Genomic DNA, 26677 nt, shown 5'->3' on the forward strand with positions numbered 1-26677 from the left:
CAGTTGCAGGTGAGGAGGAACAATGAAAATTACCGTACTCGGATGCGGTGCTTTAGGGCAATTGTGGTTAACTGCTCTGTGCAAGCATGGACACGAAGTACAGGGTTGGTTGCGCGTACCGCAACCCTTTTGCAGTGTGAACCTGGTTGATGAAGACGGCTCCATTTTTAACGAATCCCTGACCGCGAACGATCCCGAATTTCTGGCGAGCAGCGACTTATTGCTGGTCACGCTTAAAGCCTGGCAGGTTTCTGACGCGGTAAGAGGTTTGGCAGCGATGTTGCCAGCCACCACACCCATTTTGCTGATTCATAACGGCATGGGCACGGTAGAAGAGCTGAAATCACTGTCGCAGCCCTTACTGATTGGCACCACGACGCACGCGGCGCGCCGCGACGGCAATGTCATTGTGCATGTTGCCAGCGGCACGACGCATATTGGCCCGGCGAGGCAGCAGGACGGCGACTTTAGCTATCTGGCTGATAGTCTGCAGGAGGTGCTTCCGGACGTCGCCTGGCACAACAACATTCGCCCGGCCCTCTGGCGCAAACTGGCGGTTAATTGCGTGGTGAATCCGCTGAGCGCGCTGGAAAATTGCCGAAACGGCGATTTACGTAACTTTCCCGATGAAATCAAGAAAATCACCCACGAGGTCGCTGCCGTTATCGAACGTGAAGGCCACCATATCTCGGCAGATGAGTTACTCAGCTATGTATACCAGGTGATTGATAACACGGCGGATAATATTTCCTCAATGCTGCAGGACATTCGCGCCATGCGTCATACCGAGTGCGATTACATCACAGGCTACCTGCTCAAACGCGCCCGTGCCCACGGTATCGCGGTGCCGGAAAACGCCCGCCTGTATGACTTAGTGAAACGTAAGGAGAGTGAGTATGAGCGCATCAGCTCTGGTATGTCTCGCCCCTGGTAGTGAAGAGACCGAAGCGGTCACCACTATCGACCTGCTTGTTCGTGGCGGCATCAGCGTGACCACCGCCAGCGTTGCCAGTGACGGTAATCTTGCGATCACCTGCTCGCGTGGGGTCAAGCTGCTGGCAGATGCGCCGCTGGTCTCTGTGGCAGACGGTGATTACGACATTATCGTCTTACCGGGCGGAATTAAGGGGTCAGAATGTTTCCGTGACAGCCCACTGCTGGTAGAGACCGTACGGCAATTCCATGCCTCCGGACGTATCGTCGCGGCCATATGCGCAGCGACAGCTACCGTATTGGTGCCTCACAACCTGTTCCCACTAGGCAATATGACCGGCTTCCCGGCGCTGAAAGAGAAAATACCGGCGGAGCAGTGGCAGGACAAACGCGTTGTCTGGGATCCACGCGTAAAATTGCTCACCAGTCAGGGGCCAGGCACGAGCATTGATTTTGGCTTAAAGATTATTGATCTGCTGGTCGGGCGGGAAAAAGCCTATGAAGTGGCATCGCAGTTGGTGATGGCGGCGGGGATTTATAATTACTACGAAGCCTGAACAGGCGGCGGGAGTAGTTTCCGCCGCTAAACGGATTACAGATGTTGTTTAATAAACGCGATTACCTTTTCTTGTGGGTAATCCGGTAAATGAATGGGGATCCATAAAAACCCTGCCGGCCCCATGACGATATAATCAAGCGTACCATCACTCATTACTGATGTGACTTTACTCCACGCCATAAAGGCGTGAGAAGCGTGATTATCAGCATGCGTCCACCGTACCCCTTCATTTGTCAGCTCAAGCGAGTAGCCATAACGGTTGGCATCATTGACTTCATAATATCTGCGTGACCATTGCCTGTAACGCCGGGTCATCGTTATCTTTACGGTCAATACACCTGCGATATAGCACAGCACCAATAGCGACAGGGCCGCACCATCGCGAAAATAAAAGAGATAATCATCTGTTGTATCGTCTGCAACCCAGCCCATAAAACGGAAATGAAAATTGCCGTTAAACAGTGAAACCGCAAGGGCTATTACCAGCCACATAAAGAATGCCGTAATGATAAACAAGGGCAATCTGCCAAAGCGGCGACGAGTTTCAGGTAATGTCGCACGGCAAAAACCCAAGCCTCGTAAATAATGTTCAAAAGATAAAGACTGCGCGGGTACGTTAATTGAAAAGCGCACGTCATCATGACGTGCGGATACAGATTCATAATCCATTATGGGTAAACATCCTTGTTTTACTGAATTTAAGGTCGGTACACCTTCACATTCTCAAAACCCTGCTCACGCAGATAGAGCGCCTGCAGGCGGCTCATCACCCCACGCTCACACCACAGTAACCAGGTTTTGCTCTGATCGAGGTCGCCGAATTTGGTGCTCAGCTTATAGAACGGCAGCGACACCACGTCGATACCTTCCACCGCCAGCGGTTTATCGTCCTGCTCGTCAATAGAACGGATATCGAGAATCACATCGTTCGGGCCAAATCCGCTGACCGTTTCGACCTCAACAACCGTTTCGCTGGTCTGCGCGGCGATATCACGAATATCGATATTCGAGGCTTCCGCAACCACACGATCCAGGATCTCGAAATCGAAATGTGCTTCTTCCGCTTCGATTTTGGCCTTCACGGCTTTCACCGTCGGGCTTTTCGAAATAACACCGCAATATTCCGGCATCGTACGGGCAAAATCTTCGGTACCGATTTCACGCGCCAGATCGATGATGTGCTCTTTATCGTAAGAGATCAGCGGACGCAGGATCAGGGTATCGGAGACATTATCAATCAGGCGCAGGTTGGTCAGCGTCTGGCTGGAGACCTGACCGAGCGCTTCACCCGTTACCAGCGCCTGCACACCATAGCGCTCGGCAACTTTGGATGCAGCACGCACCATCATGCGTTTGAGCACTACGCCCATCTGGCCGTCATCGACTTTTTCGAGGATCTCGCCAACCACTGGTTCAAAATTGATCGCCACAAAACGTACCCGGTGGGAGCTGCCAAAGCGGTTCCACAGGTAATGCGCAACCTGACGCACGCCAATCTCATGCGCCGCGCCGCCCAGGTTAAAGAAGCAATAATGTACGCGACAGCCACGACGCATCAGCATGTAGCTGGAGACGCCGGAGTCGAAACCGCCGGAAATCAGCGACAGAACATCTTCCTGCGTACCAATCGGGAAACCACCGATGCCTTCGTAACGGCCTTTTACCAGCAGCAGGCGATCATCTTCGATCTCGAGATTCACGGTGACATCCGGGTGCGTCAGCTTCACGCGGGCGGACTCTACGTGCTGATTCAAACCGCCGCCGACGTAGCGTTCCACTTCAATAGAACTAAACTCGTGCTTGCCACGACGTTTTACACGCACGCAGAACGTTTTGCCTTCGATCTGGTCGCGGTATTGCACCAGCGCTTTTTCGAAAATATCGTGCAAAGAGGTGAACGGGACATCTTCCACCTCCAGAATATGGTGAATACCCGGGATACGGGTCAGCGCGTCACGAATCACCAGACGTTGGTTTTCATCTTTGGCGCGCACTTCGATATTATCCCAGTGACGGACAACGGCGAGGGTCTCATCATACTGCTTAAGAACGTTACGAATGTTCCCGGTGAGAATTTTAATAAAGCGCAAACGCACAGATTGGCTTTTGATGGTGATTTCCGGGAACAATTTAATGATAAACTTCATGGCGGCAATGGTTCGTTGGTAAGCCCGACGGGGCTAGAAATGGAAAATAGTACAGCAGCCCTTATACACAAAATCATTCAAAATGCTTCGCGGCGGCAACTGAGTGAACCCAGAAGCTTACTCATGTAAGTGACTGGGGTGAACAAAGGCAGCCAACAAAGAAGCAGTTTGAAGGATGAAGTGTATACCGCGGCTGCCATCCAGGCGCGGAAGTATACCACCATCGCGAAGCTCCTGCGCATTTTGCATGACCATTGCGCGTTATTTGCTAAGCCTCACGACTTCGCTACCATATCGTAGTCGGTATCAATAAGAGTCAGACATTCACTATGCCAAAGAAAAACGACGCACCCGCCACATTTGAAACGGCGTTGAGCGAGCTGGAACAGATTGTTACCCGTCTTGAAAGCGGCGATCTTCCGCTGGAAGAGGCCCTTAATGAATTCGAACGCGGCGTACAGCTTGCCCGTCAGGGGCAAGTGAAACTCCAGCAGGCGGAACAGCGCGTACAGATTTTGCTGTCCGACAATGAAGAGGCACCTCTCACGCCGTTCACACCGGATAACGAGTAAATGGACTTTAGCCAACAATTACAGGCCTGTGTCGAACATGCCAACGATGCACTGCGGCGGTTTATTGCCCCTCTTCCCTTTCAGAACACTCCTCTGGTTGAGGCCATGCAGTATGGCGCATTATTAGGCGGTAAGCGCCTGCGTCCGTTCCTGGTCTATGCGACCGGCGGTATGTTCGGCGTCAGCCGGGAAACCCTGGATGCCCCTGCTGCAGCGGTTGAGTGTATTCACGCCTATTCGCTGATTCACGATGACTTGCCTGCCATGGACGACGATGATTTACGTCGTGGCCTGCCCACCTGCCACATCAAATTCGGCGAAGCCAATGCGATACTGGCCGGAGACGCGCTGCAAACGCTGGCGTTTACTATCCTCAGTGATGCGCCCATGCCAGAAGTGGCAACGCAGGACCGCCTTGCCATGGTACGCGAACTGGCGATTGCCAGCGGTGCTGCCGGCATGTGCGGAGGTCAGGCTCTGGATCTCGCCGCAGAAGGTCAGCAGGTCGATTTAGCCGCGCTGGAGCGCATTCATCGCCATAAAACGGGCGCATTGATTCGCGCGGCGGTAAGAATGGGTGCACTCAGTGCGGGTAATTCAGGACATCAATGGCTGCCGGTGCTGGATAAGTATGCCGAAAGCATCGGTCTGGCCTTCCAGGTTCAGGATGACATCCTGGATGTTGTCGGCGATACTGCGACACTTGGTAAACGCCAGGGTGCCGATCAGCAGCTCGGCAAAAGCACCTATCCTGCGTTACTGGGCCTTGAGCAAGCCCGGATTAAAGCCCGCGATCTGATTGCCGACGCTCGCCAGTCTCTGGATCTCCTGGCGGCGCAATCACTGGATACAACGGCACTGGAAGCACTGGCGAATTACATAATCCAGCGTGATAAATAAACAATACGCTCCGAATCGTCCGGGTTGCCGAAAGGCAAAAACATCGCCCAATGGATGACGAGCAACACGATGAGTCTCTGATGAGTTTTGATATAGCCAAATACCCGACCCTGGCACTTGTCGATTCCACTGCGGAATTGCGTTCGCTGCCAAAAGAGAGCCTGCCGAAGCTGTGCGATGAACTGCGTCGCTACCTGCTCGACAGCGTGAGCCGCTCCAGCGGACACTTCGCCTCCGGGCTTGGCACGGTTGAACTGACCGTGGCGCTTCATTATGTCTATAACACGCCATTTGATCAGTTAATCTGGGACGTTGGCCACCAGGCTTATCCGCACAAAATTCTTACAGGCCGACGCGACCGCATCGGTACTATCCGGCAGAAAGACGGCCTGCACCCTTTCCCGTGGCGAGGTGAGAGCGAATACGATGTGTTAAGCGTCGGTCACTCCTCCACATCCATCAGCGCGGGCATTGGTGTTGCCGTTGCCGCCGCGAAAGAGGGTAAACAGCGCCGTACCGTTTGCGTGATTGGCGATGGCGCGATTACCGCCGGGATGGCATTCGAAGCCATGAACCATGCGGGCGATATCCGCCCGGATATGCTGGTTGTGCTGAACGACAATGAGATGTCGATTTCTGAAAATGTCGGCGCGCTGAATAACCATCTGGCGCAGTTACTTTCCGGTAAGCTCTATTCCACGCTGCGCGAAGGCGGCAAAAAGGTGCTTTCCGGCGTGCCGCCAATCAAAGAGCTCATCAAGCGTACCGAAGAACACATCAAAGGCATGGTAGTGCCCGGCACCCTGTTTGAAGAGTTGGGCTTTAACTACATTGGCCCGGTTGACGGCCATGATGTTATGGGGCTTATCAATACGCTTAAGAATATGCGTGGTCTGAAGGGCCCGCAGTTCCTGCATATCATGACCAAGAAAGGCCGTGGCTATGAGCCCGCCGAGAAAGACCCAATCACTTTCCATGCGGTACCGAAATTCGACCCGACCAGCGGTACCCTGCCGAAAAGCAGTGGCGGCATGCCGAGCTATTCGAAGATTTTCGGTGACTGGCTGTGCGAAATGGCGGCAAAAGACAGCAAGTTGATGGCGATTACCCCCGCGATGCGTGAAGGTTCAGGCATGGTGGAGTTTTCCCGCAAATTCCCGGATCGCTATTTCGATGTTGCGATCGCTGAACAGCACGCGGTGACCTTTGCCGCCGGGCTGGCGATTGGCGGTTATAAGCCAGTGGTCGCTATCTACTCCACCTTCCTGCAGCGCGCCTATGATCAGGTTATCCATGACGTCGCTATCCAGAAACTGCCGGTGCTGTTCGCCATTGATCGTGCAGGGATCGTCGGTGCTGATGGACAGACTCACCAGGGGGCGTTTGATATTTCCTATCTGCGCTGTATCCCGGACATGATTATCATGACGCCAAGCGACGAGAACGAATGCCGCCAGATGCTGTTTACCGGATATCACCACAACGCAGGCCCGAGCGCCGTGCGTTACCCGCGTGGTAACGCGGTTGGTGTGACGCTCGAACCGCTGGAAAAACTGCCGTTAGGTAAAGGCGTAGTGAAGCGCGAAGGTGAGAAAATCGCCATCCTTAACTTCGGCACCTTATTGCCGGAAGCCGCAAAAGCCGCGGAAGCACTCAACGCCACACTGGTCGATATGCGTTTCGTTAAACCGCTTGATAACGCGCTGATTCTGGAGATGGCGGCACGGCATGAGGCGTTGGTTACGCTGGAAGAAAACGCCATCATCGGTGGTGCGGGCAGCGGCGTGAACGAGCTATTGATGTCGCAGCGTAAGCCGATTCCTGTCCTGAACCTCGGCCTGCCGGACTTCTTCATTCCGCAGGGAACCCAGGATGAAGCGCGTGCCGAACTGGGGCTGGATGCTGCGGGTATTCAAGCACGTATCACAAGCTGGCTCGCATAACCTCCCCTGTCGCTCCTGCTATGCTTAACGGTAATGTTTGTAATCCTACTCTAAATAGTTCGGGTTGCAGGAAGGCGGCAAGTCAGTAAGTCCCCAGGAGCATAGACACCTATGTGACTGGGGCGCGCTGACGCAGGCAACGCACCTGTCACTCGAAATATAACGAGTATAAGCAGGAGTGGACCCATGCAATACAACACGTTAGGAAAAACAGATCTTAAAGTTTCCCGCCTTTGCCTTGGCTGCATGACCTTTGGCGAGCCAGATCGTGGCAACCACGCCTGGACGCTGCCGGAAGAGAGCAGTCGTCTGATTATCCAGCACGCCCTGAATGGCGGCATTAACTTCTTCGATACCGCAAACAGCTATTCCGATGGCAGCAGTGAAGAGATCGTGGGCCGTGCGCTACGTGACTTCGCCCGCCGTGAAGACGTGGTGGTAGCCACCAAGGTCTATCATGCATCCGGCACGCTCAAAGAAGGCCTCTCACGTGCGCAAATTCTGCGCTCCATTGATGATAGCCTGCAACGCCTGGGGATGGACTATGTCGATTTACTGCAAATCCACCGCTGGGACTACAACACGCCGATTGAAGAGACGCTGGAAGCGCTCAATGATGTCGTAAAAGCCGGGAAAGCGCGTTACATCGGCGCGTCTTCCATGCACGCTCACCAGTTCGCACAGGCGCTGGAATTGCAAAAACAGCACGGCTGGGCGCCCTTTGTCACTATGCAGGATCACTACAACCTCATCTACCGTGAAGAAGAGCGTGAAATGCTGCCGCTCTGCTATAAAGAGGGGGTGGCGGTGATCCCGTGGAGTCCGCTGGCGCGCGGTCGCCTGACTCGTCCCTGGGGTGAAACCACCGCGCGAATCGTATCAGACGAAGTGGGGAAAAAACTCTACAACGAAAGCGATGAGAACGACGCGCAGATTGCTGAGCGTCTGGGCTCCATTGCCGAAGAAACGGGCGCTACGCGCGCGCAGGTCGCGCTGGCATGGCTGCTGAGCAAACCCGGTATTGCCGCCCCGATTATCGGCGCATCACGCGAAGAGCAACTCGAAGAGCTATTACAGGCGGTAGATTTAACGCTAAAACCAGAGCAGATCGCCGAAATGGAAACACCGTACAAACAGCATCCGGTGGTCGGGTTTAAGTGATTCGTCAGTGGTTTTTTGAACGGTCTGAAATGTCCCGGATGCGGCGTTAAACGCCTTACCATCCGGGCAACCTCTGATAAAAGCAACGGTTAGAGAATACCAATAGGCCAGTAGTGACCGACCGCATACAAAATACCTGCGGAGATAATCCCGGCCACGATATCGTCAACCATGATCCCCATGCCCCCATGCACATTCCGATCAAACCAGCGAATCGGCCACGGTTTCCACATGTCGAAAATACGGAAGATCACAAAACCGGCGGCTACCCACTGCCAGTCATTCGTCGGGAGTGCCATCAGGGTGATCCACATCCCGATAAATTCATCCCAGACGATGCTGCCATGATCGTGCACGCCCATATCTTTCGCCGTACGATGGCAGAGATAAACGCCCACGCTAATCCCCAGCATCACCAGCAATGAATAGAGCTGCCACGGCAGAAAGGTCATCAGATACCAGAACGGGATAGAGGCCAAAGAGCCCATTGTGCCTGGCACGACAGGGCTTAATCCGCTGCCAAAACCCGTAGCCAGCAAATGCCACGGGTTGCTCATTTTCAAACGGCTTTTGGCAATGTCTTTAAAGCGCGGCAAAATGGTCATATCCTTTCCAGTCAAGCGTCACAGTTTTACCTTCACGGGTAAAATTCAGTCCTTCCACATCCGCGCTCATCTGCCCAATACAGGTCACAGGCACACCCAGATGGCCCACGGCTACCTCCAGCGCGCCCCGGTTAATTTCCGGTACGGTAAAGCACAACTCGTAATCTTCTCCGCCTGACAACGCCCAGCGCAGAGCCTGTTCCGCATCCACATGACGCAACATCGCCTGCGAATAAGGTAACGCATTGAGATCGACTCGCGCACCGCAACCGCTGGCCTTGAGAATATGTCCAAGATCCGAGATCAGCCCATCGGAGAGATCGATAGCCGAGCTTGCCAGATTGCGCATCGCTTGCCCGTGTAAAACGCGCGGTACAGGGCGCAGGTGGCGCTGCAACAGATATTTGGCATCTTGTGCGTCGGCAACCTGCAACTGCTTTTGCAAAATAGCCAGCCCGGCTGCGCTATCGCCCGGTGTGCCTGTGACATAAATCCAGTCACCAGGCTTAGCGCCGCTACGTTTTAAAGCGCGCCCGGCGGGAACATAGCCATGAATACCCAACGTCATCGACAACGGGCCACGGGTTGTGTCACCACCAATGAGTTGCATATCGTAGTAATTGAGTTGCTCGAACAGGCTATCGCTAAACGCTTTAAGCCAGTCTTCATCGACATTCGGCAGGGTCAGCGCCAGCGTTAGCCATGCCGGATCAGCCCCCATGGCCGCCAGATCGCTAATGTTCACCGCCAGGGCTTTATATGCCAGGTCAGCCGGTTCGATATCAGGAAGAAAATGGATGCCTGACACCAGCGTGTCAGTGCTGATTGCCAGCGTCTGCTTTTCGGGTACGTTGAGCAGTGCACAGTCGTCGCCAATGCCGGTATCGACGTCACGGCGCGAGCTTGTTACACGGTCAAAATAACGGGCAATCAGGGAAAATTCGCCGCATGCCATACGTTATGCCTCAGCAAAGAAAAGAAAAAGCCGGATCGGGCGTGTCAAAACAACGCCCGGCTCCGGCTTACGGATCATTTTTTGTGGGGACGGATCGCGGGGGCTGCTTTGTCGAGCACGCCATTTACAAATTTGTGGCTGTCTTCTGCGCCGAAGGTTTTCGCCAGTTCGATAGCTTCGTTAATCGCAACTTTGTACGGGACATCATCACGTTTAGACAGCTCGAACAGAGCAATGCGCAGCACCGCTTTTTCAACCTGGCCCAGCTCTTCGAGCAGACGGGACAGGTACGGCTTCATCAGGCCGTCGAGATACGCGCTGTTAGTCGCCACCCCGGTCAACAGTTCACGGAAGTACAGAACGTCCACATCTTTTACGTCCTGTTCCGCCAGGAACTGGTATTCAACATCAGCGATGTCGTTTTGGGACAACTGCCAGGAGTAGAGCGCCTGGACGGCACACTCACGGGCGCGGCGACGAGCAGCAGGTTTCACGGAATTCCCCTTACAAAATTCAGGCCTTGATGGCTTTCAATACGTTAATCATTTCAAGCGCGGTCAGTGCAGCTTCTGCACCTTTGTTACCGGCTTTGGTGCCAGCACGTTCGATGGCTTGTTCAATACTTTCAGTGGTCAGAACACCGAAGGCTACCGGGATCCCACTGTCCTGAGCGACATGCGCCAGACCATTGCTTGCACCGCCAGCCACATATTCAAAGTGCGCGGTGCCGCCACGGATAACGGTACCCAGCGCAATCACCGCGTCATATTTACCGGTTTTCGCCAGCGCGTCAGCCGCCAGTGGCAGTTCATACGCGCCTGGCACCCAAACAACGGTAATGTTGTCATCTTTTACCTGACCAATGCGTTTCAGGGCGTCAATCGCACCTTCCAGCAGGCTGTCATTGATAAAGTTGTTGAAACGCGCAATGGTGATGGCGACGCGAGCGTCCGGGGTAGCAACGTTAGCTTCAATAATGTTCATACTCTTCCTTCACAGGTTCAGTTCAGACCCCGCAGGGGGGCGGATTTTATCATAATATTTCACGCGCTGCCTCCCTTTTACAGCAGAGGCTACGCGTGGGTAAGATGCAGGCAGACGTCTGGCCCAACCTGACGTATCTCATTGAATTTAAAAGAGGGTGCATCGGCCAGCGCTTCCAGCCCTGGCAGCACGCACAGCCCCCGAGCATCCGCGCCCAACAGTTTCGGCGCAAGATAGACAATCAGTTCATCGACCAGCCCCGCCTGCAGCAACGCGCCCGCAAGGTTAGCCCCCGCTTCTACCCAAATGCTGTTGATCTGCTGTTTGCCCAGCATCATCATCAGCGTGACCAGGTCTGCATGACCACGGTGTTCCGGCACGAGGATCTCACGTACTGATTCAGGCCAGGCTCGGCTATCGTGGCGCGTCCGCGCAAACCAGGTCTCTCCCGGCTGCTGAACGATGGCATGCTCAGGCGTCACACGATGCTGGCTGTCCACGACAATACGCACCGGCTGGCGCAGGTTTTCCTGCGGATAAAGCTTTTGTATGTCAGGGCTCAGCTCGTCCCAGCGGACGGTCAGTTTGGGGTCATCCGCCAGTACCGTCGCGCTACTGGTTAAAATCGCGTGGCTCTGGGCGCGTAAACGCTGTACGTCGCGTCGCGCCTGCGGCGACGTGATCCACTGGCTCTCGCCGCTGGCCATCGCGGTACGGCCATCAAGGGATGCGCCAAGTTTAAGCTGGCTCCAGGGGAAACCGGTACGCATGCGTTTTAAAAAACCTTTATTCAGCGCTTCGGCTTCTGACATCATCAGACCATGACTGACCTCGATGCCCTCCTGCTGCAGGCGGTACAACCCCCGCCCGGCAACCTGCGGATTCGGATCCTGCATGGCCGCCACAACGCGAGCGACACCAGCGGCAATGAGTGCTTCACAGCACGGCGGTGTACGCCCATGATGGCTGCACGGCTCAAGCGTCACATACGCGGTAGCACCCCGAGCGCGCTCACCCGCCATACGCAATGCATGTACCTCAGCGTGCGGTTCACCCGCACGATAGTGGAAGCCTTCGCCGACGATTTCGCCGTTATTCACAATCACGCAGCCGACATTCGGGTTCGGATGAGTGGTGAAACGCCCGCGTTGCGCGAGCTTAAGCGCGCGCGCCATGTACATTTCGTCGTGCATGATCAGTCCTGTAAACGGGCGATCTCTTCGCCGAACTCTTTGATATCCTCGAAACTGCGATATACCGACGCAAAACGGATATAGGCAACTTTATCGAGCTTTTTCAATTGTTCCATGACCAGATTGCCGATCATTTTGCTGGGAATTTCTCGCTCACCGGTAGCACGTAATTGTGACTTGATGTGATTTAACGCCATCTCAACGTCATCAGAGCTCACCGGGCGTTTTTCCAGCGCTTTTAACATGCCGCTGCGTAGCTTATCTTCGTTGAACGGTTCGCGAACTTCATTGCTTTTTACAACGCGCGGCATGACAAGCTCAGCCACTTCGAACGTGGTGAAACGTTCATTACATACCAGACACTGGCGGCGGCGGCGAACAGAGGAACCTTCACCGACAAGGCGAGAATCAATTACTTTGGTATCCACGGCGAAACAGAATGGGCAATGCATACGACGTCCTGGCGAGTGAGTTAACTGAAATCTATTTTACCCTGAACTGGCATGACAACAAAGACGAGCCGATTTTGAGACAATGGATCGATGGCAACGTAGCTGTTGCGATCTACCATAAAGAACATCCTCATCTTCAAGGAAACAGACAGAATGACAAGACGTTACCTAAGATCCCTGTTGCTGGGAAGCGTTTTCGCCCTTAGCGCCTGTGCACAGCAAAGCGAGGTCCGCCAATTGCATCAGGATGTCAGCACCCTGAACAATGAAATGGCCAAATTGAACAAAGAGACGGTGAAAATCACCCAGCAAAACGCGCTGAATGCTAAATCCACCAATGGTGTCTACCTGCTACCCGGCTCCAACACCCCTGCCCGGCTGAACAGCCAGATCGGTATGCTACGTATGACGCTGAAAGACATCACGCCAAATGCGAACGGCACGCGGGCCACGCTGCGAATTCAGGGGGAGTCTAACGATCCACTCCCGGCATTCAGCGGCACCGTTGAGTGGGGACAAATTCAGGGCACCACGCAGAACTTTCAGGAAGTTAACGTGCAAAACCAGCTCATTAGTGCTCCGGCCAGCACGCTCGCGCCAAGTGATGTTGACGTCGCGCTACAACTCAATGGCATCACGCCGGATCAGTTAGGTTTCGTTCGCATCCACGATATTCAGCCCGCCAATCCGCAATAATTTTCCCCGGCGACGCCGTCGCTCTTATTCACACTTTGTTACGTCTGAACACCCGCCGGATGAGAATCTGGTGGGTGTCATTTATTGGCAACAATGATGATCATCAGTACAATCCCCGCTGCTTAATACGCGCAAACGTGAACGCAATCGATTACGTGTGTTTCATTAATGTGAAACAACACATATTTTTGTGAGCAAGGATACTTATAATAAGCCCGCAGAAACATGAAATATTTAGAAACGCAATGCGTGCATTCTTTCATTCCCGTAAGGGATCTCTTATCAGTGGCATAATTATGAAGAAAACATTACTCGCAGCCGGCGCTGCACTGGCTTTTACGACCTCTTTCTCCGTGAATGCAGCGGATAACAGCAAACCGGAATACGTGTCTGACTGGTGGCACCAGAGCGTTAACGTGGTAGGCAGCTATCACACCCGCTTCGGACCGCAGATTCGTAACGATACCTATCTGGAATATGAAGCATTTGCTAAAAAAGACTGGTTCGATTTTTATGGCTATGCCGATGCCCCCGTCTTCTTCGGTGGTAACACCGACGCAAAAGGTATCTGGAACCACGGCTCGCCGTTGTTCATGGAAATTGAACCGCGCTTCTCGATTGATAAGCTGACCGGTACCGACCTGAGCTTTGGCCCGTTCAAAGAGTGGTACTTCGCGAACAACTACATCTACGACATGGGTCGCAACGCATCCGGCCGCCAGAGCACCTGGTACATGGGCTTGGGTACTGACATCGATACCGGTCTGCCGATGAGCCTGTCTCTGAACGTGTACGCGAAATACCAGTGGCAGAACTACGGTGCAGAAAACCAGAACGACTGGGACGGCTACCGTTTCAAAGTGAAATACTTTGTGCCGATCACCTCCCTGTGGGGCGGCAACCTGAGCTATATCGGTTTCACCAACTTTGACTGGGGTTCAGATCTGGGCGATAAGAGTGCGTATGCTGAAAACGGCATCAAGCAGCGCACCAACAACTCTATCGCGTCCAGCCACATCCTGTCTCTGAGCTACGATCACTGGCACTACTCTGCTGTTGCGCGTTACTGGCACAATGGTGGTCAGTGGAATAATGATGCCGACCTGGTCTGGATGAAAGAGAACGTACGCTCTACGGGTTGGGGTGGATACCTGGTTGTGGGTTACAACTTCTAAGCGCTTTTCGGCTTAAAATCAGGCACCGAACGCGATTTGCGTCGGTGCCTTTTTATTTTCAAACAGTAAACGGGCTCAGCCAGTAACCGAGCGCCAACAAAAGCGCCACGCACAGGCAGCGCCGGGGAAAGGTAGCGAACATTACCAAATCTCCTGAATGTAAGGTGGGTGCTGCTGTTCCTGACGCAATTTTTCAAGCCGCCTGCGCAGGCGTAGCCAGTCGCTGACCCGAGATGAGCATAAGCGTGTCAGTTGAATAGCCAGGTCGCTTCCCCCAAGCAGTGCGCCACAGAGGATGCAGAGGACGGAAAACATACTTTTCAGTGCCCCGCAAACTGCATGCCAGCGCCATACGTCGCCCGCGCTCAATGCAAAGCCCGCGCTAAAAAGCATCATCAGCGCCATCATGCATGGGGCGAAGATAAACAACATCCCCCGATAAAATGCCGCCATGCTTTGGTCACTACGATACCAGTTGCCGTTGGCGATGTAGCAGCCGCCATCGGTAAAGTTATAGACGCCAATCGCTTTATTTGAATGGTGGTTGAAAATGGTCAGAACATGATCGCCCTGACTGATAAAAGGCGCGTGGGTCCGGTAGAAAAAAGGCAAAATTTTATCGATCTGACTGCGCAGCGCCGGATCTCCCATCCGCCATGACAGCGATAACCCTCGCCCCTGACATACATATACCAGCGCCGCACCGGAATTGTCGGCAACATACGATTTCCACTCCCCGCTTCTGACAGCCGAGACCGTCTGTTTTATTTCACTCAACGTTGGGCCAAAGTCAGAGAAGCCTTCCGGCATCGAATCGGGATACGGCGGGTTTAACAGCGCCCGACCAATATCTTCGCAAAAGGAGGTATCACCCCGCTTTGTCTGCTCAAGCTTTGCCAGAAGATCACGAACCCGTGGGGAAAAGCGCAAACAGACCGCATGAAGGTCCGCCAGTCCCCAGGTTAGCAGCATCATCGTGACGGCCAGAAACAGCAGCGGCATAAGAAAAGCAAATCCCCAGCTAAACATCATTGAGCCAGAGATAAAAAAAGCCGGAATTCCTGTTAGCAGGCGGCTAAGCGGGAAAAGTAACGCGGGACGTGCGTGAGCGATCTCAAGCGTCGTCGTGCCATCAGTTATCCAGTCAATCCAGTAACTGCCATCTTTTAAACGGTGGGTTCCAAGGTAGATTCGACTGTCTGGCTGAAGCTGGTCAAAGCCTGAATCATCCTTGAAAAAGCGCTTATCGGTATAAAAAGTGTGATGGCGGGTAATAAGGCGCAGATAGCCGCTTTCGGGATCGTTACCCACGGCAAAACCGCGAAAGCGGAATGTAAAATAGTGAGGTTTACTCATAGCAGACATCCTTGTTCGTCAGAAAACCATCCGTGGTTTTCACTTTTGTTTTATTTTTTCTTGTTGAGCATCGCTTTCAGGTCGGCGAACGGATTATAGGTCGCCTCACCAATATCCTTTTGCGCATCCTCCCCTGCAACAACCGTCGAACCGTACTGGTCCGCTTCGGTATATTTCGAATGCTCATGATCGTGGCAGAACAGGCAAAGCAATTCCCAGTTACTGCCGTCTTCGGGGTTATTGGTATGATCGTGATCGATATGGTGAACGGTGAGTTCACGCAGGTTCGAATAAACAAACTCCCGCGAACAGCGCCCGCACACCCATGGAAACAGTTTTAATGCTTTTTCACGGTAGCCGCTTTCCAGCCGCGTATAGTTTTTAGGGATAATCGCCATATGTGTCAGTACCTGGATAAATATTGGATTAGCGTCAGTTTCGCGCGCACCAGCGTTTTTATCAATATTCCCGCATCTGGACGGAGAAAGTCCCCGTCGACGTAACGCAGCCGCATCAGCCATAAAAAAACCGCAGTTTGCGGCTGCGGTTTTTTTAAGCGGAGAGCCGGATTACGGCAGAATTGACGGTTGATCCGCCCCTTCTTTTTCCACTTTCTGCTGAATCAGATGCTCGCGTTTCATGCCCAGTTTCAGCGCCAGCGCAGAGGCCACGTAAATCGAGGACGCCGTACCAATGGTGACACCAATAAGCATGGTCAGGGAGAAGCCCGCCAGAATCGGACCACCAAACAGATACAGCATCAGGATCACGACTAAGGTTGTCCCGGAGGTGATCAACGTACGATGCAGCGTCTGGGTCAGCGACACGTTAAAGATTTCGTAAGAGGTTCCGCGACGGATCTTGCGGAAGTTTTCACGAATACGGTCAGACACCACGATACTGTCGTTGAGCGAGTAACCGATAACGGACATCAGCGATGCCACGATAGTCAGGTCAACCTCGATATGGAACAGCGACAGCACGCCCATGGTAATGATGACGTCATGCGCCAGCGCGATAACTACCCCTGCCGCCAGACGCCACTCAAAGCGGAACCCGACGTAAACAAGGATACAAATCAGCGCCACCATCAGCGCCATAGCACCGGTTTGCGCAAGGTCTGCCCCCACGCTCGGGCCAACAAACTCAATACGTTTGACCGTTGCATTCTGGCTGCTGGTTTCGTTAATGACTTTAACGACTTTGCTGCCCAGCTCCTGACCACCGGTTTCCCCGTGTACAGGCGGCATACGTACCATGATGTCGCGGCTACTGCCGAAGTTTTGCAGCAGCGGCTCTTCAAAACCCGACTTCTGCAGTGCTTCACGCATCTGGTCCATATCCACTGGTTTTTCCAGCGTGATTTCGATAACCGTACCGCCGGTAAAATCCAGACCCCAGTTAAACCCGCGCACGCCAATGATAGCGATAGAGATGATTAACAGCAGACCTGAGATGCCGAACGCCCAGTAATCCCAGCGCATAAAGTCCCAGACTTTACGGCCGTAGTTCAATTGTTCAACAGTGTATTCCTGTGCCACAACGCACTCCTCAGATAGACAGCTTTTTAACGCGCTTGCCGCCGTACAGCAGGTTCACGATGGCACGGGTGCCGACAATGGCAGTAAACATCGACGTTGCCACACCGATACCGGTTGTAATGGCAAAGCCTTTGATGGCGCCCGTACCCACTGCGTACAGGATCAGGACTTTAATCAGCGTGGTGACGTTCGCATCGAAGATGGAACTGAACGCGCCTTTATAACCTTCATCAATGGCTTGCTGCACCGAACGACCGTTACTCAACTCTTCTTTGATACGTTCGTTTATCAGTACGTTAGCATCGACCGCGACCGCAAGGGTTAACACAATACCCGCAATACCCGGCATGGTGAGCGTCGCCCCTGGCAGCAGGGACATAATGCCGACAATCAGTACCAGGTTGGCAATCAGTGCGCTCGTCGCGATCAGACCAAACTTCTTATAGAAGAAGATCATGAAGATGATGGAGACCACCAGACCTGCCAGACAGGCTTCCAGCCCCTGAGTGATGTTCTGCATCCCCAGTGTTGGACCAATGGTACGTTCTTCAACAATCTGAATCGGCGCAATCAGCGCACCGGCACGCAGCAGCAGAGAGAGCTGACGCGCTTCGGTCGGGTTACTGATACCAGTGATACGGAAGCTGTTACCCAGACGAGACTGGATATTGGCGATGTTAATCACCTCTTCCTCTTTCACCAGAATAGCGCGGCCATTGGCGTCTTTCTTACCGCTGTCTTTGTACTCCACGAACAGGGTCGCCATCGGTTTGCCGATGTTATCCTTAGTGAAGTTAGACATGATGTTACCGCCAGCGCTATCCAGGGAAATGTTCACCTGTGGCTGGTTGTACTCATCCTGGCTGGACGTGGAGTCCGTGATATGGTCACCGGTCAGAATCACCCGTTTGTACAACACAACCGGGTTGCCTTCGCGGGTCTGCTTCACTTCGGAATCGCCCGGAACGCGGCCCGCGGCAGCGGCGGCCTGATCAACATTGCTGTTTACCAGACGGAATTCCAGCGTCGCCGTTGCACCCAGAATCTCTTTCGCACGCGCCGTATCCTGAATACCCGGCAACTCAACCACAATACGGTCTGAACCCTGACGCTGTACCAGCGGCTCAGCGACGCCGAGTTGGTTCACACGGTTACGCAGGATATTAATGTTTTGCTGCACCGCGTATTCGCGGGCTTCGCTCAGACGCGCGTCGGACATCACCGCACGCAGCGCATTGTCGCCCTGGCTGGTGATAACAAGATCACGGTGACGTTGGGTCAGATAAGTGACCGCCTGGTCACGTGCGCTGGCATCGCGGAAGAGAATGCTCAGGCCATAGTTATCTTCCTTACGCACAGTGGTGTAAGGAATGCCTTTATCGCGCAGATCGCTACGCAGGCTGTCGATATTCTGTTCCTGGAGTTTGCCAAGCGCGGTGTCCATGTCCACTTCCATCAGGAAGTGCACGCCGCCACGCAGGTCAAGACCCAGTTTCATGGGTTCGGCATTGACTGCGCTCAGCCAGCGCGGGGTGGCCGGTGCAAGGTTAAGCGCCACGACAAACTGGTCACCCAGCTCAGACACCAGCGCTTCACGCGCGCGTAACTGAACGTCAGTGCTGTCAAAGCGAGCGAGAATAGCGCCGTTTTCCAGTGCCACAGACTTCGCGTCGATTTTTTCTTCTTGTAGAGTTTTCTGGACCTGGATCAGCGTTTGCTCACTGGCGGCGACACCGCGCGCACCAGTGATCTGAACAGCCGGATCCTCACCATACAGGTTGGGAAGTGCGTAGAGCAGGCCGACGGCAATGACGACGACCAGCATAATGTACTTCCACAAAGGATAACGGTTTAACACGGCAGTTCCCTTTGGGAAAACAAGAAATTACAGCGCCTTCATGGTGCCTTTCGGCAGAACGGCAGCTACGAAGTCACGTTTGATAACCACTTCGGTGGTATCGTTCAGCGCGATAGCAATGTAGCCAGTTTCCGCTACTTTGGTTACGCGACCAACCAGACCACCGTTGGTCAGCACTTCATCACCTTTCGCGATGGAGTTCATCAGATTTTTATGTTCTTTGGTGCGTTTCTGCTGTGGGCGAAGGATCATGAAGTAAAAAATCAGACCAAACACCGCCAACATCAGGATCAGAGACATCGGGCTCTGGCTGCCACCTGCCGCGCCGCCTGTTGCTGCTACCGCATCAGAAATAAAAAAGCTCATTCAAATTCCCTCATTATTAAAATTAAGCAACATTCAAAGGCGGAACATCTCGCCCCTGACGTTGGTAAAAATCGGTCACGAAGCTCTCTAATTTACCCTCTTCAATAGCCTTACGTAAACCCGCCATCAAGCGCTGGTAGTAACGCAGGTTATGAATGGTATTGAGTCGCGCGCCCAATATTTCGTTGCAACGATCGAGATGATGCAAGTAAGCGAGGGAATAATTGCGACAGGTGTAGCAATCACACTCAGGGTCGAGTGAACCCGTATCGCTCTTATATTTCGCGTTACGGATTTTCACCACGCCGTTGGTCACAAACAGATGACCATTGCGGGCATTACGTGTTGGCATAACACAGTCAAACATATCGATGCCGCGACGAACGCCTTCTACCAAATCTTCTGGTTTACCCACGCCCATCAGATAACGTGGTTTATCCGCCGGTATTTGCGGGCAAACATGTTCCAGAATACGGTGCATGTCCGCTTTTGGTTCACCCACAGCGAGACCGCCGACAGCGTAGCCATCAAAGCCAATCTCTACCAGACCTTTCACAGAGATATCGCGTAAATCTTCGTAAACGCTCCCCTGAATGATGCCAAACAGCGCATTCGGGTTTTCCAGCGAGTCGAAACGGTCACGGCTGCGTTTTGCCCAGCGCAGCGACATCTCCATTGAACGTTTAGCGTAGTCCCAGTCTGCCGGGTACGGCGTACATTCATCGAAAATCATGACGATATCGGAGCCGAGATCGTACTGAATTTCCATGGATTTTTCAGGATCGAGGAAGATCGGATCGCCGTTAATTGGGTTACGGAAGTGCACGCCTTTCTCGGTGATCTTACGAATGTCACCCAGGCTAAAAACCTGGAAGCCGCCGGAATCGGTCAGGATCGGCCCTTTCCACTGCATAAAGTCATGCAGGTCGCCGTGCAATTTCATAATTTCCTGACCCGGACGCAACCACAGGTGGAAGGTATTGCCGAGGATAATCTGCGCGCCAGTGGCTTCCACTTCTTCCGGCGTCATCCCCTTAACGGTGCCGTAGGTGCCGACAGGCATAAAAGCAGGCGTTTCCACTACGCCACGATCAAACACCAGACGGCCACGGCGTGCGCGACCATCGGTGGTATCCAGCTCAAATTTCACTTCATTTCTCCTGCATCAGAGAGACAGTCTGATGGTTAACAATTCACCCCGGCATCACGCCAGGGTGCTAATAGTGCCCCGGCTGGCGCTATCGCTTAGCCGGGCTACGACGGTCAGGGGAGATCACTCACCCGGACGTTCATTAATTGCCTGCGGATTGTACGTGATAAACATCGCATCACCGTAACTAAAAAAGCGATATTTGTGCGCAACCGCTTCCTGGTAGGCGTGCATGGTGTGCTTATAACCAGCGAAAGCCGAAACGAGCATAATCAGGGTCGATTCCGGCAGGTGGAAATTGGTCACCAGCGCATCGATAACCTGATATTGATAGCCCGGAAAAATAAAGATTTGCGTATCGCCAAAGAAGGGCTCGATCAATGCATTTTTCGCCGCCTGCGCCGCGCTCTCCAGCGAACGCACGGAGGTGGTCCCCACGGCGATAACACGATTGCCACGCGCTTTGGCCGCCAGCACCGCATCGACAACCTCCTGCGGCACTTCGGCGTACTCAGAGTGCATAATATGGTCTTCGATGCTGTCCACGCGCACCGGCTGGAAGGTTCCCGCCCCGACGTGCAGCGTAACGAATGCCATCTCAATCCCCTTCTCGCGCAAACGCGCCAGCAGCGGTTCATCAAAATGCAGACCGGCGGTGGGCGCCGCAACCGCACCCGGCTTCTGGCTATAGACCGTCTGGTAAAGCTCACGGTCGGCGTCTTCGTCAGGACGGTCAATATAAGGCGGCAACGGCATATGGCCGATGGCGTTAAGAATATCAAGCACCGGACGTTCGTCGTTAAATTCCACTTCGAACAGCGCATCATGACGGGCCACCATAGTGGCATGGATGCTCTCGTCATCGCCCAGCAACAGTTCCGCGCCCGGTTTCGGTGCTTTAGAGGCACGGATGTGCGCCAGAATGCGCTTATCATCAAGCATACGCTCAACCAGCACTTCAATCTTACCGCCGCTGGCTTTGCGCCCGAACAGGCGCGCCGGGATCACGCGGGTATTATTGAAGACCAACAGGTCGCCAGGATTCAGTTTGTCGAGTAAATCCGTGAACGTACCGTGCGCAAGCGCGCCTGTCGGCCCGTCCAGCGACAGCAAGCGACAACTGCTGCGCTCAGGCTGCGGATAATGGGCAATCAGGGATTCAGGTAATTCAAAGGAAAAATCGGCAACGCGCATGACACTAACTCGAGACGTAAATAAGAGGCGGGTAGTCTAGTGCCGGGGCGTTCTCCCTGCAACCTTTACCCCTCCGGAGAGTTCATATACTCTAAATAATTCGCATTACAAATGGCGGCAGCACAGGAAATTCCCAATCATCGCTGGTGAATGACCCACGCCGCTACGATATGCGACCTGAACAAAAACGAGTATAACGATGAATTTTCTCGCACACCTGCACCTGGCTCACCTCGCCAATAGTTCGCTTTCCGGTAATTTGCTGGCGGATTTTGTTCGCGGCAACCCGGATGAACTCTACGCGCCCGACGTGGTTTCCGGCATCCATATGCACCGCCGTATCGACGTACTGACCGACAACCTGCCGGAAGTCAAAGAAGCGCGCGGCTGGTTTCGTCCTGAAACACGCCGTGTCGCGCCAATCACGCTTGATGTGATGTGGGATCATTTCGTCTCGCGCCACTGGGAGCAGATCTCGCCCTCAATGCCGCTTAGCGAATTTGTCGGCTACGCGCATGCACAAGTCAGTGTGATCCTGCCGGAGGCGCCGCCACGTTTCGTCAATTTAAATGACTATTTATGGTCGGAGCGCTGGCTGGAGCGCTACCGGGAGATGGATTTTATCCAACGGGTGCTAAACGGCATGGCCAGCCGCCGACCGCGACTCGATGCCCTGCGTGACTCGTGGCAGGACCTGGATAACCACTACGAGGCGCTGGAAGAGAAGTTCTGGCAATTCTACCCACACATGATGGCGCAGGCAGAAGCCAGAACGCTGTAATTACGCCTTCTCTTTCACCTCGCGCCAGATGCGCAGCGCCATCCATGCCAGCGCTAGTACCCCCAGCACCAGCGCGGCCCAGACCAGGCCGGTAAGCCACTGGCTACGCTGCTCAATCGGTGAGATGGCGCTCAGACGCGCTTCGCCGCCCAGTTTTACCTCGTCGCCGACCCACGCCTCTGGCAGGCTTTCCGGCGCATGCTTCTGGCGTAAAGCCGCAGGAATCAACGCATCGAGATCCGTTGCCACGCTTTGCGCCGCTTTATTCCCCCACGCAAGAATGTACGGGCCGCTCCCCTGGGCATTAAAGATAAGCGTCTGGCCTGGTCGTAGCCCTGTCAATTGCGGCACGACTTTCGGCAGGTGAGCGTTGACCGTTGTCACCTGAATCTCCTGCACGTTACCCACCGTGACGGGGATTGGCTCTGATATCTGGTTATTTAAATTCCACAGCACTGTTTTCGCAAGCGGTCGCCACGCCTCATCGGCGCCGGAGCGCCAGGCGATCTCTACCGGCAGCGTACCCTCCTCTTCCAGACTCAGGGAAATGGAGGTCACAGGCTGCGGGCTGGCCCAATGGTAAAGCATCTTATCCTGCGAGAGCGCACGCCCGGCGGCGGGCAGGGCCACGTTCGTTATCTCCGTCGATTGCGGGTTTTCTATCACCACTGCGCGGGTAAGCGTGACAGGCAACTGCGGCTTATCAAACACCAGCAGTAAATAGCGCGGGGTATTGGTAACCATCGAAAGAGTAATGTTGATGGTATTCAGCGTCAGGCGATCGCTGCCGCTCGCGACGTCCATCAGCGGCGCATCCGCCTGCATTAAATCCCACTCTTTCATATCATTGCTGTAGTAGAGCGATGCTTTCCCCTGCCAGTTCACCGCCGGTTTATCCCAGCTAAGCTGAAGCTGTGTGACGTTCTGTCTTTGCACGTTATCCGGCAGCGCCAGCAGATAGCTCTCGCCCATCGTGTTAATGCGTTCCCCTTCAAGCTTGATTTCATAACCCTCCGGGGAGCGCAGCCAGACCCGTTCCCCGGAATCTGACAGCTTTTCAACAGGTGAAGCTGCAAGAGGGAAAAGGCGTAAAGCCTGCTCCTTCGGCGCGGGCTGCGCCTCCTGCTGCACCTGGAGCGTAAAGGGCACACGCTCACCCTGATGGTTAAACACCCGAACATCGCGCAGATCGGGCCAGACGCTTTGCTGGTAAACGTCGTCGGGTAACGCAACCCGGTACCAGGGCGATGAGGCCGCTGTCGTAAGCGACCTGCCCCAGGCATAATCCTGCGGCGACTCCGGGGCGGTTTCCTGGGCAAGCCCCGGTAACGCCGCGCACCATAACGCGCCGGTAAAAATCGCTATCTTCCATTTCATGATTTTTCTTCCTCGCTGAACGCCTTCGCCCCTTTAGGCGGTAAGGGAGAGAAATACCCCACGATTAACACCAGCACCGCCACGCCAATAAAGGCGATAGCCCGCGCCAGGCCGCCACCGCCCGCGCTGTCTACCAGCATTAATTTCACGATGACAACCCCTAGCAACGCCGCGCCGCCGAGCCACTGGTGCCGTGACCCACGCCGGGTAGCCAGCAGCATTACCACCAGCGCACCCAGCATCCAGAACAGCGCGAAACTGGTCTGAATCAGACGCGAATTCCACAGGCTTTCGCTATCCCAGTCCACACCGCCATAGTGCGCAAGCAGGCGCAGCAATAGTCCGTTAATCCACCAGAAAGCCAGCGCCAGCAGCGCAGGTGCAATCAATGGCGTAACGGTCATAGGCAGGCGCGGCCGCGCATAACGACACCAGAACCACACGCCGAGCAGCGCGAAGGCTGCCCCCTCCTCCAGCGGATTAACCAGCGGCAGATAAAGGGAGTGAATAACGCGCCCGTCATGCATATTGCCTGCCACCAGCAGAAAAACTAACAGCGGGATAAGCGGCAGCGGCCCCAATTGACCATAGAGTGCAGGCCAGACGCGTAGCGGCCAAATGTTGCGACGAATGCCGCCGTGAAGCAGCAGAATAACAATGCCGCCAGCCGCCATCGGCAAGCCGATACGCCAGGCATCCATTCCCCAGGGCAGTGCATCAACAAACCAGAAAAGCTCGGTTCCCGCCGCCAGTAAAATCATCCATAGTAGCGAAATATGAAGCCCTTGCGACAACCGGGCAGGAACTCTGCGCTCCCGCAATAACAGTAAGTACGCCGAGGGCAGCGCCACGCACCAGGCGAGGTTTTGCCAGCCCGCCCCCAACAATTGTCGCTCGATAGTCAACTGCCAGAGCAAAACCACCAGCATCACGGGCCAAAGCAGCCATACAGCATAGTGTAACGCCCGCCAGTGAAGCCGCCGTGCCATATAGCGCCAGCCCCAAACCGACAGCGCCAGCAGTCCCAGTACCGCCGCCGGAATGCCTTTATTGAGTATCCAGTCAGACGCGCCCCAGAGCGCCACCAGCCAGAAGGCGATACCGCCCGCCAACAGCACCAGGCTGCCTGGTGCCGGCAGGCGACGCCACAATCTGGCGGCAACCAGCCAGGTCGCGCTCAATACCGCAAAAATCACCATCACCGAGAACGCCGTTGTGCCGTCGGTCATCGCCCATAGCGCGCTGCCGAGCGCCAGTACCAACAAACCCGTACCGCTATAGCTCATGCGACGCTGCCCTTGCATCACGCCAAGCCACAGTACGCCCAACCCTTCCAGCGCCCAGGCCATCGCAGTCCAGCGGGCTGAAAGCGCCAGCGGAATAGCAAGCGTGGTGAATGCGCCGCCAAGTGCCAGCGCCGCCAGAACAAGCGGTTTTCCCGCCGCAGGAAAGCGTTTTACGACGCTCCAGGCCAGCAGCATATAAAACGCGCCGTAACCCAGCGCACTGAGTGCCGGGCCATATGTCAGGTGCTGTGTGATGGCATATTGCATGCCAAACCCTATCAGCGGCGGGGCAAAGAGCAGCACGCCATCGATAATGCGCTTGCCTTTCTTTTGCGCACGCAGTGACAGCGCCACGCTCAATACGCCGAAGATCAACAGATTAGCAATCAGGAAGAGCTGGCAGCTCAGATAGTACTGAGGCCGGTAGTCGGCGATACCCCACACTCCCCCCACCCCGAAGGTGAAGAACATCCCCAACAGGTTGAGTTCGCGCCAGTGCTGCCAGACGCTGATCGCCAGGATACCGACAGACAGTAATAAATAGAAAGAGAATAACGTGACATGACTGCCGCCGCCCGAAGACAGCAGCAGCGGCGCGGCGTAACCGCCCAGACTCGCCAGCATGGCCAGACTCAACGCGCGCTGTAGCACCGCCAGCCCGACGCTGGCCGCGCAAATTAGCAATAACAGCGCAAACGCCAGCGACATGGGGAGCATCTGCCACAGTCGAAACGCGCCAAAGACCGTTAAATAGAGCGCGCCTGTTGCACCACCTTGTAGAATTAAGGCAAAAACAGGCTGCTTGTGTCGCAAACGCCAGCCGAGGAATAACAGCGCCATCGCACCCAGCGCGGCAACGGCCAGACGCAGCTCCAACGGGAAGAGCGAGCGTTCAACGCTATAACGAAAGAGAAAGGCCAGCCCAAGAAACAGCAGGATGATACCCAGCTTTGCCAGCGGGTTTCCTTGCATAAACCAGCGCAACAGCGCGGTGACCATACCGCCAGCCTGGCTGCCAGACGCGGGCTCCTCGCGTTCCGGTAGGGGAACGGAACCTCTGACCGACACGGTTGCCGCCGGCGTCCCTCGCGCCCAGACATTCACCGGAGCCGGTTCGATAGGAACCGGTTCGGGTTCAGGCGTTGGCTGCGGTTCCGGAACTGAAACCTCAAGTACGACAACATCAGGTACGATAACCTCAGGCGAGTCAACAGGAGAAGCGGTCTCCTGCGCTGCAGGCGCATGTCCCGGCGCATAACCACTCATCTGCTGTTCAAGCAGAGCCACGCGCTGGCGCAGGCGCGACAGCTCATCTCTGGCCGCATTACTACGCCGGTAAGCCAGAATCGACATTACCGGGATAACCACCAGCAATAGAAACAACACAGTACAGGCTATCAGTACCAGTCCATCCATGATTTCACCTTCATTCCGGAGCGTGCATATACTTTGGCACAAAGTATCGGAATTGCGCTATTCCCGCTGCGCTTTCT

26 protein-coding genes are annotated in these 26677 nt (G+C 54.5%); 9 read left to right on the plus strand and 17 right to left on the minus strand.

Going from position 1 to position 26677, the window contains the following annotated elements; translation table 11 throughout:
- Nucleotides 1-22: 22 nt before the first annotated feature.
- Together panE and yajL are read left to right on the plus strand one after the other, a co-directional pair.
- Nucleotides 23-934 (plus strand): 2-dehydropantoate 2-reductase, encoded by a 912-nt coding sequence (gene panE / locus C5523_RS21425; RefSeq protein ID WP_041852514.1) that lies wholly within the window; start codon nt 23-25, stop codon nt 932-934.
- Nucleotides 897-1490, plus strand: a complete 594-nt coding sequence (yajL, locus tag C5523_RS21430) for a protein deglycase YajL (protein ID WP_108701929.1) — start codon at nt 897-899, stop codon at nt 1488-1490. The genes panE and yajL overlap by 38 nt, the downstream gene beginning before the upstream one ends.
- 35 nt (nt 1491-1525) lie before the next feature.
- On the opposite strand, the gene C5523_RS21435 is transcribed toward yajL, so the two are convergent.
- Both C5523_RS21435 and thiI read right to left on the minus strand, forming a co-directional pair.
- Nucleotides 1526-2161 carry a hypothetical protein gene (locus tag C5523_RS21435; RefSeq protein ID WP_108701930.1) on the minus strand — a complete coding sequence of 212 codons (636 nt, stop codon included), beginning with the start codon at nt 2159-2161 and terminating at the stop codon, nt 1526-1528.
- A gap of 29 nt (nt 2162-2190) precedes the next feature.
- Nucleotides 2191-3639, minus strand: a complete 1449-nt coding sequence (thiI, locus tag C5523_RS21440) for a tRNA uracil 4-sulfurtransferase ThiI (protein WP_041852517.1) — start codon at nt 3637-3639, stop codon at nt 2191-2193.
- Between the two features lie 329 nt (nt 3640-3968).
- Here thiI and xseB point away from each other — a divergent pair, with 329 nt between their 5' ends.
- The 4 genes from xseB to C5523_RS21460 all read left to right on the plus strand — a co-directional run bounded on the left by xseB (nt 3969) and on the right by C5523_RS21460 (nt 8215).
- Nucleotides 3969-4211, plus strand: a complete 243-nt coding sequence (gene xseB / locus C5523_RS21445; protein ID WP_041852518.1) for an exodeoxyribonuclease VII small subunit — start codon at nt 3969-3971, stop codon at nt 4209-4211.
- Nucleotides 4212-5111, plus strand: coding sequence for a (2E,6E)-farnesyl diphosphate synthase (gene ispA, locus C5523_RS21450; RefSeq protein ID WP_041852519.1), 900 nt, complete (start codon nt 4212-4214; stop codon nt 5109-5111).
- An 80-nt stretch (nt 5112-5191) separates the two neighbouring features.
- Nucleotides 5192-7054, plus strand: a complete 1863-nt coding sequence (gene dxs / locus C5523_RS21455; RefSeq protein WP_107223691.1) for a 1-deoxy-D-xylulose-5-phosphate synthase — start codon at nt 5192-5194, stop codon at nt 7052-7054.
- 186 nt (nt 7055-7240) lie between these two features.
- A complete protein-coding gene (locus tag C5523_RS21460; RefSeq protein WP_041852520.1) occupies nt 7241-8215 on the plus strand; it encodes an aldo/keto reductase in 975 nt (324 codons plus the stop codon).
- Nucleotides 8216-8304: 89 nt separating this feature from the next.
- Here the strand turns inward: C5523_RS21460 and pgpA are convergent, their stop codons facing one another.
- From pgpA to nrdR, 6 genes are all read right to left on the minus strand, one after another.
- Nucleotides 8305-8820: a phosphatidylglycerophosphatase A gene (gene pgpA, locus C5523_RS21465; RefSeq protein WP_041852521.1), complete on the minus strand. Its 516-nt coding sequence runs from the start codon at nt 8818-8820 to the stop codon at nt 8305-8307.
- Nucleotides 8798-9775 (minus strand): thiamine-phosphate kinase, encoded by a 978-nt coding sequence (gene thiL / locus C5523_RS21470; RefSeq protein WP_041852522.1) that lies wholly within the window; start codon nt 9773-9775, stop codon nt 8798-8800. The genes pgpA and thiL overlap by 23 nt, the downstream gene beginning before the upstream one ends.
- 74 nt (nt 9776-9849) lie before the next feature.
- Nucleotides 9850-10269 carry a transcription antitermination factor NusB gene (gene nusB / locus C5523_RS21475; protein WP_041852523.1) on the minus strand — a complete coding sequence of 140 codons (420 nt, stop codon included), beginning with the start codon at nt 10267-10269 and terminating at the stop codon, nt 9850-9852.
- 19 nt (nt 10270-10288) lie between these two features.
- Nucleotides 10289-10759 (minus strand): 6,7-dimethyl-8-ribityllumazine synthase, encoded by a 471-nt coding sequence (gene ribE / locus C5523_RS21480; protein WP_041852524.1) that lies wholly within the window; start codon nt 10757-10759, stop codon nt 10289-10291.
- Nucleotides 10760-10848: 89 nt separating this feature from the next.
- Nucleotides 10849-11952: a bifunctional diaminohydroxyphosphoribosylaminopyrimidine deaminase/5-amino-6-(5-phosphoribosylamino)uracil reductase RibD gene (gene ribD, locus C5523_RS21485; protein ID WP_108701931.1), complete on the minus strand. Its 1104-nt coding sequence runs from the start codon at nt 11950-11952 to the stop codon at nt 10849-10851.
- A gap of 2 nt (nt 11953-11954) precedes the next feature.
- On the minus strand, nt 11955-12404 hold the full coding sequence (nrdR, locus tag C5523_RS21490) for a transcriptional regulator NrdR (protein WP_041852526.1): 450 nt from the start codon (nt 12402-12404) through the stop codon (nt 11955-11957).
- A gap of 153 nt (nt 12405-12557) precedes the next feature.
- Here nrdR and C5523_RS21495 point away from each other — a divergent pair, with 153 nt between their 5' ends.
- Nucleotides 12558-13100: a DUF3251 domain-containing protein gene (locus tag C5523_RS21495; RefSeq protein WP_108701932.1), complete on the plus strand. Its 543-nt coding sequence runs from the start codon at nt 12558-12560 to the stop codon at nt 13098-13100.
- A 296-nt stretch (nt 13101-13396) separates the two neighbouring features.
- Nucleotides 13397-14275, plus strand: a complete 879-nt coding sequence (locus C5523_RS21500) for a nucleoside-specific channel-forming protein Tsx (protein WP_041852528.1) — start codon at nt 13397-13399, stop codon at nt 14273-14275.
- Between the two features lie 141 nt (nt 14276-14416).
- On the opposite strand, the gene C5523_RS21505 is transcribed toward C5523_RS21500, so the two are convergent.
- The 7 genes from C5523_RS21505 to queA all read right to left on the minus strand — a co-directional run bounded on the left by C5523_RS21505 (nt 14417) and on the right by queA (nt 21740).
- Nucleotides 14417-15631 carry a hypothetical protein gene (locus tag C5523_RS21505; RefSeq protein ID WP_108701933.1) on the minus strand — a complete coding sequence of 405 codons (1215 nt, stop codon included), beginning with the start codon at nt 15629-15631 and terminating at the stop codon, nt 14417-14419.
- 50 nt (nt 15632-15681) lie between these two features.
- Nucleotides 15682-16029, minus strand: coding sequence for an HNH nuclease YajD (gene yajD, locus C5523_RS21510; RefSeq protein WP_041852530.1), 348 nt, complete (start codon nt 16027-16029; stop codon nt 15682-15684).
- Between the two features lie 171 nt (nt 16030-16200).
- Complete coding sequence (secF, locus tag C5523_RS21515) at nt 16201-17172, minus strand: protein translocase subunit SecF (protein ID WP_041852531.1); 972 nt, start codon at nt 17170-17172, stop codon at nt 16201-16203.
- A 10-nt stretch (nt 17173-17182) separates the two neighbouring features.
- The gene (secD, locus tag C5523_RS21520) at nt 17183-19030 is read right to left on the minus strand and encodes a protein translocase subunit SecD (RefSeq protein ID WP_072039800.1); all 1848 of its coding nucleotides are present in this window, start codon (nt 19028-19030) and stop codon (nt 17183-17185) included.
- Nucleotides 19031-19057: 27 nt separating this feature from the next.
- Nucleotides 19058-19396 (minus strand): preprotein translocase subunit YajC, encoded by a 339-nt coding sequence (gene yajC / locus C5523_RS21525; RefSeq protein WP_041852533.1) that lies wholly within the window; start codon nt 19394-19396, stop codon nt 19058-19060.
- Between the two features lie 22 nt (nt 19397-19418).
- The gene (tgt, locus tag C5523_RS21530) at nt 19419-20546 is read right to left on the minus strand and encodes a tRNA guanosine(34) transglycosylase Tgt (RefSeq protein ID WP_041852534.1); all 1128 of its coding nucleotides are present in this window, start codon (nt 20544-20546) and stop codon (nt 19419-19421) included.
- A 123-nt stretch (nt 20547-20669) separates the two neighbouring features.
- Nucleotides 20670-21740, minus strand: a complete 1071-nt coding sequence (gene queA / locus C5523_RS21535; RefSeq protein WP_107223661.1) for a tRNA preQ1(34) S-adenosylmethionine ribosyltransferase-isomerase QueA — start codon at nt 21738-21740, stop codon at nt 20670-20672.
- Between the two features lie 199 nt (nt 21741-21939).
- On the opposite strand from queA, the gene acpH reads away from it, so the two are divergent.
- The gene (acpH, locus tag C5523_RS21540; protein WP_108701934.1) at nt 21940-22521 is read left to right on the plus strand and encodes an ACP phosphodiesterase; all 582 of its coding nucleotides are present in this window, start codon (nt 21940-21942) and stop codon (nt 22519-22521) included.
- Here the strand turns inward: acpH and C5523_RS21545 are convergent, their stop codons facing one another.
- Together C5523_RS21545 and C5523_RS21550 are read right to left on the minus strand one after the other, a co-directional pair.
- On the minus strand, nt 22522-23898 hold the full coding sequence (locus C5523_RS21545) for a DUF3999 family protein (RefSeq protein ID WP_108701935.1): 1377 nt from the start codon (nt 23896-23898) through the stop codon (nt 22522-22524). It lies immediately after the preceding gene.
- Nucleotides 23895-26600, minus strand: a complete 2706-nt coding sequence (locus C5523_RS21550) for a DUF2339 domain-containing protein (protein WP_041852538.1) — start codon at nt 26598-26600, stop codon at nt 23895-23897. The genes C5523_RS21545 and C5523_RS21550 overlap by 4 nt, the downstream gene beginning before the upstream one ends.
- Between the last annotated feature and the right edge of the window lie 77 nt (nt 26601-26677).

Source organism: Phytobacter sp. SCO41, from assembly GCF_003073275.1.
Lineage (GTDB): Bacteria > Pseudomonadota > Gammaproteobacteria > Enterobacterales > Enterobacteriaceae > Phytobacter > Phytobacter diazotrophicus.

Excerpts from the sequence above, each read along its gene's own strand:
- panE (WP_041852514.1), top strand. The coding sequence starts at position 23 with ATGAAAATTACCGTACTCGGATGCGGTGCTTTAGGGCAATTGTGGTTA.
- yajL (WP_108701929.1), top strand. The coding sequence starts at position 897 with ATGAGCGCATCAGCTCTGGTATGTCTCGCCCCTGGTAGTGAAGAGACC.
- C5523_RS21435 (WP_108701930.1), bottom strand. The coding sequence starts at position 2,161 with ATGGATTATGAATCTGTATCCGCACGTCATGATGACGTGCGCTTTTCA.
- thiI (WP_041852517.1), bottom strand. The coding sequence starts at position 3,639 with ATGAAGTTTATCATTAAATTGTTCCCGGAAATCACCATCAAAAGCCAA.
- xseB (WP_041852518.1), top strand. The coding sequence starts at position 3,969 with ATGCCAAAGAAAAACGACGCACCCGCCACATTTGAAACGGCGTTGAGC.
- ispA (WP_041852519.1), top strand. The coding sequence starts at position 4,212 with ATGGACTTTAGCCAACAATTACAGGCCTGTGTCGAACATGCCAACGAT.
- dxs (WP_107223691.1), top strand. The coding sequence starts at position 5,192 with ATGAGTTTTGATATAGCCAAATACCCGACCCTGGCACTTGTCGATTCC.
- C5523_RS21460 (WP_041852520.1), top strand. The coding sequence starts at position 7,241 with ATGCAATACAACACGTTAGGAAAAACAGATCTTAAAGTTTCCCGCCTT.
- pgpA (WP_041852521.1), bottom strand. The coding sequence starts at position 8,820 with ATGACCATTTTGCCGCGCTTTAAAGACATTGCCAAAAGCCGTTTGAAA.
- thiL (WP_041852522.1), bottom strand. The coding sequence starts at position 9,775 with ATGGCATGCGGCGAATTTTCCCTGATTGCCCGTTATTTTGACCGTGTA.
- ribE (WP_041852524.1), bottom strand. The coding sequence starts at position 10,759 with ATGAACATTATTGAAGCTAACGTTGCTACCCCGGACGCTCGCGTCGCC.
- ribD (WP_108701931.1), bottom strand. The coding sequence starts at position 11,952 with ATGCACGACGAAATGTACATGGCGCGCGCGCTTAAGCTCGCGCAACGC.
- nrdR (WP_041852526.1), bottom strand. The coding sequence starts at position 12,404 with ATGCATTGCCCATTCTGTTTCGCCGTGGATACCAAAGTAATTGATTCT.
- C5523_RS21495 (WP_108701932.1), top strand. The coding sequence starts at position 12,558 with ATGACAAGACGTTACCTAAGATCCCTGTTGCTGGGAAGCGTTTTCGCC.
- C5523_RS21500 (WP_041852528.1), top strand. The coding sequence starts at position 13,397 with ATGAAGAAAACATTACTCGCAGCCGGCGCTGCACTGGCTTTTACGACC.
- C5523_RS21505 (WP_108701933.1), bottom strand. The coding sequence starts at position 15,631 with ATGAGTAAACCTCACTATTTTACATTCCGCTTTCGCGGTTTTGCCGTG.
- yajD (WP_041852530.1), bottom strand. The coding sequence starts at position 16,029 with ATGGCGATTATCCCTAAAAACTATACGCGGCTGGAAAGCGGCTACCGT.
- yajC (WP_041852533.1), bottom strand. The coding sequence starts at position 19,396 with ATGAGCTTTTTTATTTCTGATGCGGTAGCAGCAACAGGCGGCGCGGCA.
- queA (WP_107223661.1), bottom strand. The coding sequence starts at position 21,740 with ATGCGCGTTGCCGATTTTTCCTTTGAATTACCTGAATCCCTGATTGCC.
- acpH (WP_108701934.1), top strand. The coding sequence starts at position 21,940 with ATGAATTTTCTCGCACACCTGCACCTGGCTCACCTCGCCAATAGTTCG.
- C5523_RS21545 (WP_108701935.1), bottom strand. The coding sequence starts at position 23,898 with ATGAAATGGAAGATAGCGATTTTTACCGGCGCGTTATGGTGCGCGGCG.
- C5523_RS21550 (WP_041852538.1), bottom strand. The coding sequence starts at position 26,600 with ATGGATGGACTGGTACTGATAGCCTGTACTGTGTTGTTTCTATTGCTG.